Annotated in this window: 12 protein-coding genes; 1 reads left to right on the top strand and 11 read right to left on the bottom strand. The window is 38.9% G+C overall.

Annotated features, from left to right (window positions below; translation table 11 throughout):
- Window positions 1–12 precede the first annotated feature (12 nt).
- From MY533_RS04105 to MY533_RS04090, 4 genes are read right to left on the bottom strand one after another with little or no spacing between them, the layout of a single operon-like run.
- Window positions 13–915 (bottom strand): ABC transporter permease, encoded by a 903-nt coding sequence (locus MY533_RS04105; protein ID WP_248718123.1) that lies wholly within the window; start codon window positions 913–915, stop codon window positions 13–15.
- A gap of 26 nt (window positions 916–941) precedes the next feature.
- On the bottom strand, window positions 942–1,904 hold the full coding sequence (gene opp4B, locus MY533_RS04100) for an oligopeptide ABC transporter permease (protein WP_248718122.1): 963 nt from the start codon (window positions 1,902–1,904) through the stop codon (window positions 942–944).
- 2 nt (window positions 1,905–1,906) lie between these two features.
- A complete protein-coding gene (locus MY533_RS04095; RefSeq protein WP_248718121.1) occupies window positions 1,907–2,851 on the bottom strand; it encodes an ATP-binding cassette domain-containing protein in 945 nt (314 codons plus the stop codon).
- A gap of 1 nt (window position 2,852) precedes the next feature.
- Window positions 2,853–3,842, bottom strand: a complete 990-nt coding sequence (locus tag MY533_RS04090; RefSeq protein ID WP_248719143.1) for an ABC transporter ATP-binding protein — start codon at window positions 3,840–3,842, stop codon at window positions 2,853–2,855.
- Window positions 3,843–5,148: 1,306 nt separating this feature from the next.
- Between MY533_RS04090 and MY533_RS04085 the strand changes: the two genes are divergently transcribed.
- Window positions 5,149–6,678, top strand: coding sequence for a cardiolipin synthase (locus MY533_RS04085; protein ID WP_248718120.1), 1,530 nt, complete (start codon window positions 5,149–5,151; stop codon window positions 6,676–6,678).
- A gap of 420 nt (window positions 6,679–7,098) precedes the next feature.
- Here the strand turns inward: MY533_RS04085 and pyrE are convergent, their stop codons facing one another.
- Genes pyrE through MY533_RS04050 form a run of 7 tightly spaced genes read right to left on the bottom strand, consistent with a single transcriptional unit; the run spans window position 7,099 to window position 15,685 of the window.
- Window positions 7,099–7,728 carry an orotate phosphoribosyltransferase gene (gene pyrE / locus MY533_RS04080; RefSeq protein ID WP_248718119.1) on the bottom strand — a complete coding sequence of 210 codons (630 nt, stop codon included), beginning with the start codon at window positions 7,726–7,728 and terminating at the stop codon, window positions 7,099–7,101.
- 2 nt (window positions 7,729–7,730) lie between these two features.
- Complete coding sequence (gene pyrF, locus MY533_RS04075) at window positions 7,731–8,435, bottom strand: orotidine-5'-phosphate decarboxylase (RefSeq protein ID WP_248718118.1); 705 nt, start codon at window positions 8,433–8,435, stop codon at window positions 7,731–7,733.
- Window positions 8,435–9,346, bottom strand: a complete 912-nt coding sequence (locus MY533_RS04070) for a dihydroorotate dehydrogenase (protein ID WP_248718117.1) — start codon at window positions 9,344–9,346, stop codon at window positions 8,435–8,437. Before MY533_RS04070 ends, pyrF begins: the two co-directional genes overlap by 1 nt.
- Window positions 9,343–10,116: a dihydroorotate dehydrogenase electron transfer subunit gene (locus MY533_RS04065; protein WP_248718116.1), complete on the bottom strand. Its 774-nt coding sequence runs from the start codon at window positions 10,114–10,116 to the stop codon at window positions 9,343–9,345. The genes MY533_RS04070 and MY533_RS04065 overlap by 4 nt, the downstream gene beginning before the upstream one ends.
- 1 nt (window position 10,117) lies before the next feature.
- Window positions 10,118–13,315, bottom strand: coding sequence for a carbamoyl-phosphate synthase large subunit (carB, locus tag MY533_RS04060; protein ID WP_248718115.1), 3,198 nt, complete (start codon window positions 13,313–13,315; stop codon window positions 10,118–10,120).
- On the bottom strand, window positions 13,308–14,408 hold the full coding sequence (locus MY533_RS04055) for a carbamoyl phosphate synthase small subunit (RefSeq protein WP_132357512.1): 1,101 nt from the start codon (window positions 14,406–14,408) through the stop codon (window positions 13,308–13,310). Before MY533_RS04055 ends, carB begins: the two co-directional genes overlap by 8 nt.
- Window positions 14,408–15,685: a dihydroorotase gene (locus tag MY533_RS04050; protein ID WP_248718114.1), complete on the bottom strand. Its 1,278-nt coding sequence runs from the start codon at window positions 15,683–15,685 to the stop codon at window positions 14,408–14,410. Before MY533_RS04050 ends, MY533_RS04055 begins: the two co-directional genes overlap by 1 nt.
- Window position 15,686: the final 1 nt, after the last annotated feature.

Below are 15,686 nucleotides of genomic sequence, written 5' to 3'. Positions count from 1 at the left end.
TACCCTTCCTCCTTAGCCTAATCGTTGTCTTGAGTCAGCCGCACGTCGTAACGCTTGACCAACATAATTTATACCAAGCATCATCACTAAAATAAATAATGCTGCAGGTAACCAAATCCACCATTTATCTACTAAAATCTCAGGATCTCTTGCATAGCTTACTAGAGTACCTAAACTTGGTGTTGAAGGTGGTAAGCCATACCCTAAAAATGAAAGACCCGTTTCAGCACCCATATTACCCGCTAAACTTAATGTTAAGTTAACGATAATAATAGAGCTTAAGTTTGGTAAAACCTCTCTAAACATAATTTTAAAATCACTTGTACCCATCGTTTTTGAAGCACTTACATAATCTCGACGGGCTTCTGTTAATGTTTTACTACGTATTAACCTTGCCTTCCCAATCCAAGCAAACATACTTAATAAGATAACGATGTGGATCGGTGAATATTTCTCTAGCGTTGAAACTATGGCAATCGTAATCATAAAACTAGGTAAAATCATAATGAAATCCATAATTCGCATAATAACAAGATCAACTTTACCCGCATAATAGCCAGTAATTAAACCGATAACAATACCGATAACTGCTGCAATAAGCGTAATACATATAGCAATAATTAAAGAGTTTTTAGCTCCGATAATTAATTGTCCAAAAATATCACGCCCTGCGTCATCTGCACCTAAAATATATCCATCAACACCCGGCTCCGCAAAGCGACCTAGTAATTTAACTTTCATTATTTCTTCTACATCAATAATAAAACTAGCAATAAATACCGCTACTACTAATAATGTTATAAATATTAATGAAAACATCGCTATTTTATCTTTTTTAAACTCACGCCATACGACTTGGAAACCTACTGCTGGGCGATGTTGTTCTTCTAATTTTTTCTCTTCTGTTTTATCCATGTAAAGTCACCTCTATTCTTTGCAAGTTAGTCGATACGTATTCGTGGGTCTACGATGCTTAAAATAATATCTGATAACATACTTCCAAGTAACCCCAAGAAACCATACAACACGATAAGTGCTGTAATTACACTATAGTCACGACTCGCAATTGAAGACATGAATAGTTCTCCCATACCTGGATAACTAAAGATTGTTTCAATAAAGATAGTTCCGCCTAGTAAACCTGTAATAGTGAACCCAAGACCTGCCGCAATCGGAATTAATGAATTACGGAAAATGTGTCGTGTATATACTTTATTCATTGGTAAACCTTTACTACGCGCTGTTTTAACATAGTCTTGGTTTTTAGAATCAATAATTTCTGAACGTAAATATTGAATGATCGTATACGTCCCCAAAACCGCCATCGTAATAGCAGGTGTAATAATATGGTACATTTTATCCCAATAGTAGGATAAAGTACCTTTTTCAGTTAATACATTTACTGAACCTGATGTTGGAACCCAGCCTAATTTATAGCCGAATACATAAATTAAAATTAAACCAAACACGAACGGCGGTATTGCCATACTTAAAAAGTTATAAAACACGATTCCACGGTCTAATCGAGAATCTTGATAACGACCTGCTAGAAGCCCTAATGGAATAGCAATTAAATACGTTAGGATCATTGCAACTAATGATAAGTAGAACGTATTGAGAGCTCGTTCACCAATAAGTGATGTTACACTGCGTTGATATGTGTAGCTTTTACCTAAGTCGCCATGCACTGCATTTGATACCCATCTGGCATATTGTTGATACCATGGGTCGTTTAAGCCTGCTGCTTCGCGTAACTCTTCAATACGGTTAGGATCTGTCTCTGGTCCCATTAAACCTGTAAATGGATCGCCTGGCATTAGCTTAGCAATGATAAACACTAACATACTTAAAATAATAATTTGTGGAACCATGATGATGACTCTTCGAAGAACCGTTTTCCACATAATCACATTCCCCCTTCAATCGACGCCAATGCAACAGCATGTGTATCTGAAATTGATTGTAAAGGATAAACTTTTCCGTCTTTATCAAAAAATTTATGCTGATTTTCTTTATAATACTGACTTACTTTTAAACGCTCTTGCTTACGTTCTGCACGAGTTTCAGGCTCAATATCTGGAATGGCAGATAATAAACGGTGTGTATAAATATGACGCGGATCATCATAAATATCTTCTCTATGTCCTTTTTCCACGAAGCGTCCTCGGTACATAATATTGATTTCATCACACATATGCTTTACAACACCTAAGTCATGTGAAATGAATAAGTATGTTACGCCAAATTCCTCTTGTATATCTTTCATAAAGTTTAAAACCTGTGCTTGTACGGATAAATCAAGTGCTGAAACAGGTTCATCTGCAATAATTAATTTGGGACGACATGCCATAGCACGTGCAATACCCAATCGTTGCTTTTGACCACCAGAAAATTCATGAGGATATTTATATTGGGCATCCTCTTGCATCCCAACAATCGCCAAAAGCTCATTAACTCGTTTTCGTTCTTCCTGCTCACTTAAACGTAGGAAATTTCGAATAGGCTCTGCAATAACATCACGAATGCGTTTTCTTGGATTCATGCTGGAATGAGAATCTTGGAAAATCATTTGTACGTCACGATTAAATCCTGATTTACCGCTACGACGCATTTTCGTTACATCTTGTCCTTCATAGATTATTTGGCCCGATGTTACTTTCTCTAAACCAATAATTGCCTTACCTGTTGTCGATTTACCACATCCTGATTCTCCAACAAGACCATAAGTTTTTCCTTTTTCAAACTCCATACTTATGCCATCTACCGCATAAACATGATCTACAATGGTATTGAAGAAACCACCACGGATAGGATAATGCACGCATAAATCTTTAATTTGCATAAAGCTCATATTATTTTCCCCCATCCTTCTTAAAGTGAAAGTCTTTCCAACACGTACAGCGAACAAAATGTTCTGGTCCTACCTCATGTAATATTGGATTTTCCTCATGGGCGCTTTCGTCAATCCATGGAATACGTGGTGCAAAGCGACAACCTCCACGTGGCAAATTAAATAATGAAGGAACCATACCATGAATAACCTCTAACTTTTCATTTACCTGATGGGATTGAGGGATAGAGTTCAATAACGAACGTGTATATGGATGTTTAGGATTTTTAAATAATTCAATAACTGGCGCTTCTTCGACAATTTGTCCAGCATACATGACTGCAACACGATCTGCTACTTCAGCTACTACACCTAAGTCATGGGTAATTAACAAAATGCCTGACTCAGTTTCTATTTGTAATTCTTTTAATAAATCTAGTATTTGCGCTTGAATCGTTACATCTAATGCCGTTGTTGGTTCATCAGCTATAATAAGAGGTGGCTTACATGCAATCGCTGTCGCTATCATTACGCGTTGTCGCATACCACCTGATAATTCATGCGGATATTGCTTATAAATACGTTCCGGGTTATGTATACCTACTTGCTGTAATAACTCCATTGCACGCTCACGGCGTTGTGCTTCATTTAAATCAGTATGGTATATAAGCGGTTCTTCAATTTGGAAACCGATTCTCTTTAACGGATTCAGTGCAGCCAGTGGATCTTGGAAAATAAAACCGAAATCACTACCGCGTAACTGGGTATATTGCTGCTCGGTTATATCTACCAAGTTTTTACCTTTATATAATATTTCACCTTCTATTTTTGTGTTGATAGGATTATGTAACCCAACAATTGATGTAGCTAAAGTACTTTTACCACAACCTGACTCACCTACAATTGCAAGCACCTCATTTTTTCGAATGCGCAAATCAACACCATCTACTGCAGCGAAATATTCATCTGCTCGCCGAAAGCTTGTACGTAAATTATTAATCTCAATAATCATTTCATGATTATTTGTCACACGATTACCTCCCTATCAAATCAAAAGAAAAAACCAACTTACTAAGGCCATATTCAATTTAAATGAATTTGTTTTTGTTTATACGGTTTACTTAATATTTTTTTCACCGTGCATTTCAATTTTCAGAAAAATTAAAACATTTTCATCCTTGAATATAATTAACATCTTAATTTCAAATAAATTGTTGTCATTAATAATCACTCTCATTCCCGAACTATTATTCCAACAAAAGAATTATCTGACAATTAATTGTATCATCATTTTATCTAGAATTAATATACTAAATCAAGTACATTTTTAAATTATTGTAAAAATAAATACAATTTCGACTTTACATCATCATCAAAATCATTAGAAATCGAGTTTACAAATTTTCATTATTTATTATTTCATATTTCAACATTCTATTATTTCAATAAAATAATTAATGTAAAATAATGGTTAAATATTAATAAAAAAACTTATTTTATTCATTAAAATACATAATTGCAATAAATATTTATTATTTATAAAATAAAAAATATCACGAACTACATATATTTTATTATATTTAGATAACATTAAACTTCTATTTTTCTTCGATAAAAATATACATACCTCTTACAAATAATTTATAAATTTTTTACTATTAGTTTTTTGAATAAATTATTCCATTATTGTGAATATTCCAAATATTTCATGGCTTTAAGTGGTAAATATTACGCTAAATGAATTGTTAATTATTATTTTCCGTTAAGTTGATTTATCATTTAGGAGAATTATTATCGGGAATATCCAATTTATCCCGGCTTATCTGCAGCGAAAGCAAAGCGACAGCTACAAATATTTTCTGTGCGAAAGCAAAGCGACAGCATCAAATATTTTCTGTGCAAAAGCAAAGCGACAGCATCAAATGTTTTCTGTGCGAAAGCAAAGCGACAGCAACAAATGTTCGCGACAGGTACTGGTATCTCCCCTCCCTATAGGTGGTCTAATAATGTAGGTTTAAGTTACTTTTCAGCGAGTGTACATATCCGCTTATAATAGAAGAACCTCAGTCTCCCATTACCGTTGTGATCGCGACATCGTGTTGGCCCTCATGCAGGCCTAAGTACAAAGTTAATTCCGAACTTGTTTATCTGTTTTGATTCACAGTAAAGGATATATAGATTGTCCCATTACTTACAATATCCAGCTAACATAGAAGTGTCTATATTGTAAATAACAAGAAAACAATTTATCATAAAACTATTAAAGTACTACTTCCTGTTATAAAAATTGAAAAAAGAATAGGTGAAAATGTATACATATGAAGAATCGCGTAGTCCAATTACTATTTGTATTTGCAATTGCGGCAATTTTGCTCATCGTCTTAAATAAGTCCATCATTTCCTTATATACCTTAATCGGCATACTATTGCCTATCACAATTATTGGGATTTCCTTCGTTATTTTTATTGAAAACCGTTCCCCGCAAAGTACATTAGCTTGGTTTTTAATATTAGCCATTCTTCCTGTTATCGGTGTACTACTGTACTTACTGTTCGGAAGAAGTCGTTGGAGAAGAAAGAAACATTTACAACGTTCAGAAGAGAAAAGAATGATATTCCGTGAGATTTTAGAAGGGAGAAGTTTTAACTTAGACAACTCTTCTTCTCTAAATGAAAGATCCACCTATTTGACTCAAATTATCCAAAAATTTGGCGGTGGTCCTGTTGCGAATGAGACAACAACAAAGCTCCTAACAAACGGGAATGAAACATTTTCCGAAATCCTACAAGCCATTGAAAATGCTACACATCATATTCATATTCAATACTATATTTATCGATCAGATGAAATCGGTACAGCCATACGAGATGCCTTAATTAGGAAGGCAAAATCTGGCGTGATCGTACGCTTTCTTTACGATGGACTCGGCAGTAATAAATTACGTAGGAGTTTTTTACAACCAATGAAGGATGCAGGGATTGAAGTAGTTGAATTTGATTCTATTCTTTCACCTTGGCTATTAGAAACCGTCAATTATCGTAACCATCGTAAAATTGTTATTGTAGATGGGACGATTGGTTTTACAGGTGGGCTCAATGTCGGAGATGAATATCTTGGACGTTCAAAGAAGTTTCCTATATGGCGTGATAGTCATTTAAAAATAGCAGGAAAAGCAATATCTAAACTGCAGGCCATTTTTCTAGAAGATTTTCTCTATGCCACTAGTAGTTTAAACATGGAATCTTGGAATCAATTTATGGATAGCACATACTTTCCTAGTCAAGGAATTCATCAAGCAGAAGGTGCCGTACAAATCGTCGCAAGTGGACCTAGCTCAGATGATACAAATATTCGAAATGCTTTATTGAAAATTATGGGCTCTGCCAAAAAGTCAATTTGGATTGCCACTCCATATTTCATTCCTGATCAGGAAACATTAACATTATTACGTTTGAGTGCACTTTCTGGAGTAGATGTCCGCATTCTATACCCAGGAAAAGGCGATAGTATCATTAGTGATCAAGCATCCCAATCATACTTTACACCGCTGCTAAAAGCGGGTGTCTCCATTTACCGCGTTAAAGAAGCTTTTATGCACGCTAAGATTGTACTTGTTGATGATGAAGTTGCATCAATTGGTACAGCAAATATGGATATTCGTAGTTTTGAGCTTAACTATGAAATCATTGCGATCCTATATGAATCTACAACGGTGCTAGATATAAAAAATGATTTTGAACAAGATTTTAAAGAATCTGCAGAAATTACATGGGCGTCATTTCAAAAGCGTAGTATTCAAAAACGCATGCTTGAATCACTTATGCGACTCATTTCTCCCCTACTGTAAGTTCGGGTCCTATTCATGATGCTATCGGCGGTTCTTGAAATTGTTATCAGCGATTTTCTCGATGTTATCAGCGATTCTTGGCATTTTATCAGCGGTTTTCTCGATGTTATCAGCGATTCTTGGCATTTTATCAGCGATCCGGAAACAACCCCCTCGTTTTGCCGAAGAGCCCTGCTTTATTTAGTTTGACATAATAGAACAACATGAAAGGGTGGTATGAAAAAATTCATACCACCCTTTTTTATATCAATTATCCCTCGGCATCATTGCGTCGGGAATCGGCTTTGTGTATAGGCCTGCACGAGGGCCGATATGAGGTCGATCATTTCGGTAATGCCACAAGCCGTGGCCTTTGACCGATGCAGGTCACTTAGCCGTTATCGCATGGATAAGAATGCCTTTCCGACTCCGTGACACCCGTTAAAGCTCTCCTGCTTTTAATTTTCCATGCCAGTCTTTTAAGAATGGAATATCTTCCTCTTTAATAGCGCCTGATTCATTAGCGGCTTCAATTAAATAATCAAAATTTGTTAGAGATACATATTTTATGCCTGCCTCTTCAAATGCTTGTTCAGCACGTGGAAGGTTGTATGTGTAGACGCAAACAACGCCTAGTACTTCACAGCCTGCTGCACGTAAGGCTTCCACAGCTGTAATGGATGAGCCGCCTGTAGAAACGATGTCCTCTACTACTACGACTTTTTGACCTGCTGCGTATTTTCCTTCGATTTGGTTACCACGGCCATGCTCTTTTGCTTTAGAGCGTACATAAACCATTGGTAATTCTAAAATATCACTTACCCAAGCTGCATGTGGAATGCCCGCTGTTGCTGTACCTGCTACGATTTCAGTTGTACCAAAGTTTTCTTTAATAATAGATGCTAGACCGTTTGCTAATTGCTTACGAATGACAGGGTCAGAAATTGTCAGACGTGTATCACAGTAGATTGGAGATTTAATGCCTGATGCCCATGTAAATAGTTCTGTTGGATTTAATTCTACTGCACCTACTTTTAACATAGCGTGTGCGATTTCATTTTGTAATGTCATAGTTATGCCTCCCATAATTCACTTACGATTTTATATGCTGCTACTGGATCTTGTGCACCTGTAACGGCACGTCCAACAACGATTAATGAAGAACCGTCACGCTTTGCGCCGTCTGGAGTTGCAATGCGCTTTTGATCGTGTGCGTCGCCACCTGCTAATCGGATACCAGGTGTCACACGTAGGAAATCTTCACCGCACACTTCAGCAATAGCTTTTGCTTCATGTACGGAGCAGACAACACCATTTAAACCAGCTTGTTTTGTTAAGCTTGCATAATGTAATACAGACTCCTGTAAAGATAAAGCAATTTTTTGCTCTGACTGCATTTGCTCTTCTGTTGTAGACGTCAGCTGTGTTACAGCAATTAATGCCGCACGTTCACGCCCTGAAGGGGTACCCGCTTCAAGCCCCTCAAGTGCTGCCTCCATCATTGGACGTCCGCCAGCCGCATGAACGTTGACTAAATCTACCCCTAATTTTGCTAAACCTTTCATAGCAGAGCCCACTGTATTAGGAATATCGTGTAGCTTTAAATCTAGAAAAATATCATGACCTAGATCTTTTACTTTTCGGACAATATCTGGCCCTTCCTGCATATATAATTCCATACCAATTTTCACAAAAAGAGGCTCGTTAAAGTGCTTTAGAAAGTTAAATACTTCTGCTTCCCCAGGAAAATCAAGTGCAAGTATTGGTTTTGTATTCATTAACGATGGCTCCTTCCGATAATTTCTGAAATATGCTCCACTCCTAATTGATCGAGCTTTGCTGGTAGTTCATCAATAATAGTTGGACAAACGAAGTGATCGACAAAGTTCGCTGTTCCAACAGCAACTGCAGATGCGCCAGCCGACATAAAGTCAATAACATCCTGTGCTTCTGTCACGCCACCCATCCCAATTATCGGAATATTGACAGCCTTATACACTTCATAGACCATACGAATCGCAACTGGCTTTACGGCAGGACCAGATAAGCCACCTGTACCATTGGCAATCACGGGCTTTCCTGTACGCTCGTCTAAACGCATACCAATTAGTGTATTAATCATTGTAATGCCATCTGCACCACCCGCTTCAACAGCTTGTGCAATTTCTACGATATTCGTGACGTTAGGAGATAATTTCACGTATACTGGCATTTCAGAAACTGCTTTGACAGCTTTCACTAGCTCACGTGCAGTTGCAGGGTCTGTTCCAAATTGAATACCACCACATTTAACGTTCGGACAAGAAATATTAAGCTCTAATGCTTTCACATTTGGTGCTGTAGAAATGCGTTGCGCTACTTCTACGTAATCCGCTGTCTCTGTACCAGCAACATTTGCAATGATTGGTACATCATACGCTTCTAAAAACTTTAATTCTTCATTCATTACTTTTTCGATTCCAGGATTTTGTAAACCAATGGCATTTAACATCCCTGCTGCTGTTTCTGCGACGCGTGGAGTTGGATTGCCTGGACGTGTTTCCACAGTCGTTGCTTTAATCATAATAGCGCCAAGCTTGGATAAATCATAAAGCTGTGCATATTCACGTCCAAAGCCAAAGCAACCGGATGCTGGCATTATTGGATTTTTTAAATCTAAGCCTGGTAATTGAATGTTTAAACGACTCATAATGCCACCGTACCTTTCGGGAAAACTGGACCGTCAGAGCATACTTTGACATAGTCTTTTGCTACTTGATCTGTTGTTTTACATACGCATGCAAAGCAAGCACCAATCCCACAGCCCATACGCTCTTCAAATGATAAATAACCTTCTTTTTCTGGATAAAAGCCTTCAAGTGCTTTTAGCATTGGTAGCGGACCGCAAGAATAAAAGACATCGAATTCAGGTGCTCGTGACTCTAAAACATTTGTCACAAAGCCCTTTGTTCCTTTAGAACCGTCAACCGTTACATAATGCGTTTCGCCAAGGGCACTAAATTGTTCCTCATAGAAGCATACATCTGCCGATTGGAAGCCTAACACATGAATTGTTTTAACACCACGTGCATTCAATTGCTTGGAAAGCTCATGTAATGGAGGTACGCCAATTCCCCCACCAACTAGGAGAGCTGTGCCTCCCTCTTTTACTTTCTCTACAGGGAATCCATTACCGATTGGACCAAGGACATTGACAAGTTGCCCTTCACGATTTGTCGCTAGCACTTTTGTTCCGCGACCTTCCGCGCGATATATCATTGTAAATTCGTTGTTGTCTTTATCTATATTTGCAATACTAATTGGTCGACGTAAAAGCGGCTCCATTGAATCTGACACCTTTACATGGACAAACTGGCCAGGTGTCATATCCTGAACCAGTTCTCCACGAAGTGTCAATTCGAAAATGCTTGTCGCAATTTGCTTTTGAGAGACGACCGTCATTTTCTCTTGACGAATCATATTAATGTACTACCTCCGCTTTTGGCATTTGTTCTGCTGTGAATGTCATTGATTCAATAACTCGAACCATCGCTTCCGCTGTGTCTAATGAAGTGAAGCAAGGTACGCCATTTTCTACAGACTCACGACGAATTCTGAAGCCATCACGTGCCGGCTGCTTACCTTTTGTTAAAGTGTTGACAACAAGCTGTGCCTCTCCGTTTTGAATTAAATCGATTAATGTTTCACCTTTTGCACCGATTTTGCCAACTATATCTGTGCGTACGCCCGCATCTTCAAACGCTTTAGCTGTACCTTCAGTTGCGACAATACGATAGCCTACTGTTGAGAAGCGTTTTGCAAGTGCAATTGCTTCTTCTTTATCTTTATCGGACACAGTGAACAATACTGTTCCTTCTGTACGAATCTCCATACCTGCTGCAACTAAGCCTTTGTATAGTGCTTTTTCTAATGTTGCATCTTTCCCCATTACTTCACCTGTTGATTTCATTTCAGGCCCGAGTGTAATGTCTACACGACGTAATTTAGCGAATGAGAATACTGGCACTTTAACGAAGACACCTTTTTGCTCTGGCGCTAAGCCTGTTGGGTAACCTTGTTCTACGATTGATTTACCAAGAATCGCTTTCGTTGCAATATTTGCCATTGGAATGTTTGTAATTTTACTTAAGAACGGTACTGTACGAGATGAACGCGGGTTAACCTCGATGACAAATACTTCGCCCTGTGAAATGACATATTGAATGTTCATTAAGCCTACGATGCCAAGACCTTTTGCAAGGCGAGTTGTATAATCCACTAACGTATCTTTTTGTGCTTGCGTTAATTTTTGTGGCGGGTATACAGAGATAGAGTCACCAGAGTGAACCCCTGCGCGCTCGATATGCTCCATAATACCTGGGATTAAGACATTTTCGCCGTCACAAATAGCATCTACTTCGATTTCTTGACCTGTTAAGTAGCGGTCTACTAATACTGGATGATCTGGAGATGCTTCTACTGCATTCTCCATATAATGTTTTAATTCCTCTTGGTTGTAGACGATTTCCATCGCACGTCCACCTAATACGTATGATGGACGAACTAGTACAGGGAAGCCTAGTCGTTCACTAATCGCAAGAGCTTCCTCTGTAGATACAGCTGTTTCACCTTGTGGCTGCGGAATGTCCAAGTCACGTAATGCTTGCTCGAATTTATCTCGGTTTTCTGCACGGTCGATATCTTCAAGCGTTGTACCTAGGATTTTCACCCCGTTGGCAGCTAATTTATCAGCTAGATTAATAGCTGTTTGACCACCGAATTGTACAACTACTCCAATTGGTTGCTCAAGGTCGATAATATGCATAACGTCTTCGATTGTTAATGGCTCAAAGTATAATTTATCTGAAACCGAGAAGTCAGTAGATACTGTTTCTGGATTCGAGTTAATAATAATTGCTTCGTAGCCCGCTTCTTGAATTGCCCATACTGAATGTACTGTTGCGTAATCGAATTCAACCCCTTGACCAATGCGGATTGGACCGGAACCAAGTACAACAACTGACGGCTTATCTGATTTAATCGATTCGTTCTCATCTTCATATGTGCCATAGAAGTATGGTGTTTCAGATTCAAACTCAGCTGCACATGTATCAACCATTTTATAGACAGGAATAATGCCATTTTCTTTACGATATGCATATATTTCTTCTGGTGTTGTTGCCCAAAGCTCGGCAATTTTCTTATCTGCAAAGCCTAGACGTTTTGCTGTACGTAACACATTTTTATCGTTTTTATGGTCAGCAAGTGTTTGTTCCATATCTACGATGTTTTTGAATTTATTTAAGAAGAATAAGTCAATGGCAGACCATTCATGGATTTGCTCAATTGTTACACCGCGGCGCAGTGCTTCACCGATGAAGAATAAACGCTCGTCACCTGCTTTGCGAATACGTTTTTCAATCCAAGAATCGGTGTTCTCTTCTGCATGTTTCAGCTCTAAGTGAACTTGACCTGTTTCAAGTGAGCGCACTGCTTTGAGCATAGCTTCCTCAAATGTACGACCAAGTGCCATTACTTCACCAGTCGCTTTCATTTGTGTACCAAGATTACGCTTTGCTGATTCGAATTTATCGAACGGCCAACGTGGAATTTTCGCCACGATGTAGTCTAGAGCTGGCTCGAAGCAAGCATACGTAGAACCTGTTACAGGGTTTTTGATTTCATCTAATGTTAAACCAACTGCGATTTTTGCTGCTAGCTTGGCAATTGGATAGCCTGTTGCTTTTGATGCTAACGCTGATGAACGTGATACACGAGGGTTTACTTCGATCACATAGTAATTAAAGCTATATGGATCAAGTGCTAACTGGACGTTACAGCCACCTTCAATTTTTAGTGCTCGGATAATATCTAATGAAATATTACGTAGCATTTGGTTTTCTCGATCTGAAAGTGTTTGTGTAGGGGCCACTACGATAGAGTCACCTGTATGAATACCAACTGGGTCAACGTTTTCCATGTTACATACAACGATAGCGTTGTCGGCAGCGTCGCGCATTACTTCATATTCAATTTCTTTATAGCCAGCGATTGATTTTTCTAGTAAACATTGTGTTACTGGAGAATATTTTAGACCAGAAGTAACAATCTCCTCTAGATCTTGATCGTTGTAGCAAATACCGCCGCCTGTTCCACCAAGTGTGAAGGCAGGACGAACGATTACTGGGTAGCCAATTTTCGCTACAAAGTTTTTCGCCTCGTCTAAGTTATGAATAATATCTGATTCAGGAACCGGAGCACCTAGCTCATACATTAAATTACGGAATAAATCGCGGTCTTCTGCTTTATGGATCGCTTCTAATTTTGTTCCAAGAATTTCAATACCAAGCTCATCTAAAATCCCCGATTTATCTAATTCAATGGCCATATTTAAACCTGTTTGACCACCAAGTGTTGGTAGGATTGCATCTGGACGTTCTTTACGTAAAATACGTGAAACAAACTCTAGTGAAATTGGCTCAATATATACTTTGTCGGCAATTTCTGTATCTGTCATTATTGTTGCAGGGTTTGAGTTTATTAAGATAACGCGATAGCCTTCTTCTTTTAATGAAAGACAAGCTTGTGTTCCTGCGTAGTCAAATTCTGCTGCTTGTCCGATAACGATTGGACCTGATCCGATTACTAAAATAGTTTCAATATCTGTACGTTTAGGCATGTTGTTTCCCCTTCCCTGCTTCTACTTCCATCATTTCGATAAATTCATCAAATAGGTGATTTGAATCTTCTGGACCTGGTGATGCTTCTGGGTGATATTGCACCGTGAAGATTGGATATTTCTTGTGACGTACACCTTCACAAGTACCATCATTTAATGCGATATGCGTTATTTCTAAATCTGTATCTTTTAATGACTCGATGTCGATTGCATAACCATGGTTTTGAGATGTTAAATCTGTACGACCTGTGCGTAAATCTTTTACCGGATGGTTACCACCTCGGTGACCGAATGGTAATTTAAAGCTTTGTGCCCCGCATGCTAGCGAGAAGATTTGGTGACCTAAGCAAATACCGAACATTGGCACTTTTCCGATTAAATTACGTACAGTTTCAATGCCTTCTACTACGTCTTCAGGGTTACCTGGACCGTTTGACAGCATAATGCCATCTGGATGCCACGCTAAAATTTCTTCTGCTGGTGTATTGTAAGGGACTACAAGCACATCGCAATCACGTTTGTTTAACTCACGTAGAATACCGTGCTTCATACCGTAATCAATTAATACTACTCGTTTGCCACGACCTGGTGATGGGTAGGCTGCTTTCGGTGATACTTCACGAACATGATGTGTAATCGCTGGTGTTGCCTGTAATTTTGCTACGACTTCATCCACATTCACTTCTTCATCAGCCGCTGTTAAAATAGCCTTTACTGACCCTTTACTGCGAATAATGCGTGTTAATTTTCGTGTATCGATACCTTCAATCCCCGGAATATCCTTTGCAGTTAAATACTCATCTACCGTTAAATCACAACGGAAGTTTGAAGGTGTTTTTGCTAATTCACGAACTACAAATCCACGAATAGCTGGTGTGATTGATTCAAAGTCATCACGGTTAATACCGTAATTCCCGATTAAAGGGTAAGTTAACGTAACGATTTGTCCGTAGAATGAAGGATCTGAAATTGTTTCCTGATAACCTGTCATCCCTGTTGTGAATACAACCTCACCTTGCGAAGCTCGCTCACTACCGAATGCTGTACCTGTAAATACTGTGCCATCTTCTAAAATAAGTAAACGTTTTTTCATTACTCTACCTCCTGGTATACGATATTGCCTTCAAAAATAGTTAGGACCGGCCACCCTTTTGCAACCCAACCATTGAATGGTGTATTGCGTCCTTTTGATACAAAGCCCTCTGCATCAATTGTTTGCTCTTTATTTAAATCAATTAAAATCATATCAGCCGCAGCACCAACTTCTAAAGTGCCATATGGTAAATCAAAAATTTGAGCTGCCTTAACAGTCATCCAGTCAATCAACTGTTTTAACGACCATTTCCCCGTTTCTACAAACTGTGTGTAAAGCAGTGGGAACGCTGTTTCGAAGCCTACAATGCCAAATGGAGCACCAACCATCCCACAGCATTTTTCTTCTACTGTATGTGGAGCATGGTCTGTAGCGATACAATCGATTGTGCCGTCTAGCATAGCTGCGTGAAGCGAGTCTTTATCATCTGCCCCACGTAATGGAGGATTCATTTTCCAGTTCGCATCATCTGATGGGATATCCATTTCTTCAAGTAATAAATGATGTGGGCAAACTTCTGCAGTGACACGAATACCCGCTGCCTTCGCGTCACGTACTGCACGTACAGATTCCTTCGTAGATACGTGACATACGTGGTAGCGTGCTCCAGCTGCTTCTGCCAGTAGCACATCTCGTGCAATTTGAACGGATTCACAAATCGATGGAATTCCTGGTAAACCAAGCTCTTGATTACGCTTCCCTTCATGCATCACCCCGTCGTAAATTAATGAGTTATCTTCGCAGTGTGCGACAACTACCATATCGTGCTGTGCGGCATCCTTCATTTGCTCATACATTGTGGATGCAAGCTGAATACCAACACCATCGTCTGAAAATGCGACAGCCCCATGTGCTTTTAACTCTTCAATACTTGTACGAACCTCACCTGAGATATCTTTTGTTAAGGAGCCATATGGAAGTACTCGAATAACTGCACTTTCTTTAATAAGACCGTTAATCAGCTGCATATTTTCTACTGAATCTGGCACTGGTTTTGTATTTGGCATTGCACAAATTGTTGTGAAGCCGCCTTTTGCTGCCGATGCTGACCCTGTAGCAATTGTTTCTTTATGTTCAAAGCCCGGCTCACGTAAATGTGTGTGAACATCGACAAAGCCTGGTGCAACAACTAAACCATTTCCTTCGATTATTTCAGCGCCTACTACATTGACGTTTTGACCTATTGCCGTAATTTTGCCATCCGCCATAGCGATATTTACTGTTTGTAACTCGCCTTGTTCATTTAGCATTTGTACATTTTGAAGAACCTTTGTCATG

It is taken from the genome of Lysinibacillus sp. Ag94 (assembly GCF_023242215.1).
In the GTDB taxonomy this organism is placed as follows: domain Bacteria; phylum Bacillota; class Bacilli; order Bacillales_A; family Planococcaceae; genus Lysinibacillus.
The sequence above is the reverse complement of the archived record's forward strand: the minus strand, read 5'-3'. Positions and strand labels throughout refer to the sequence as shown.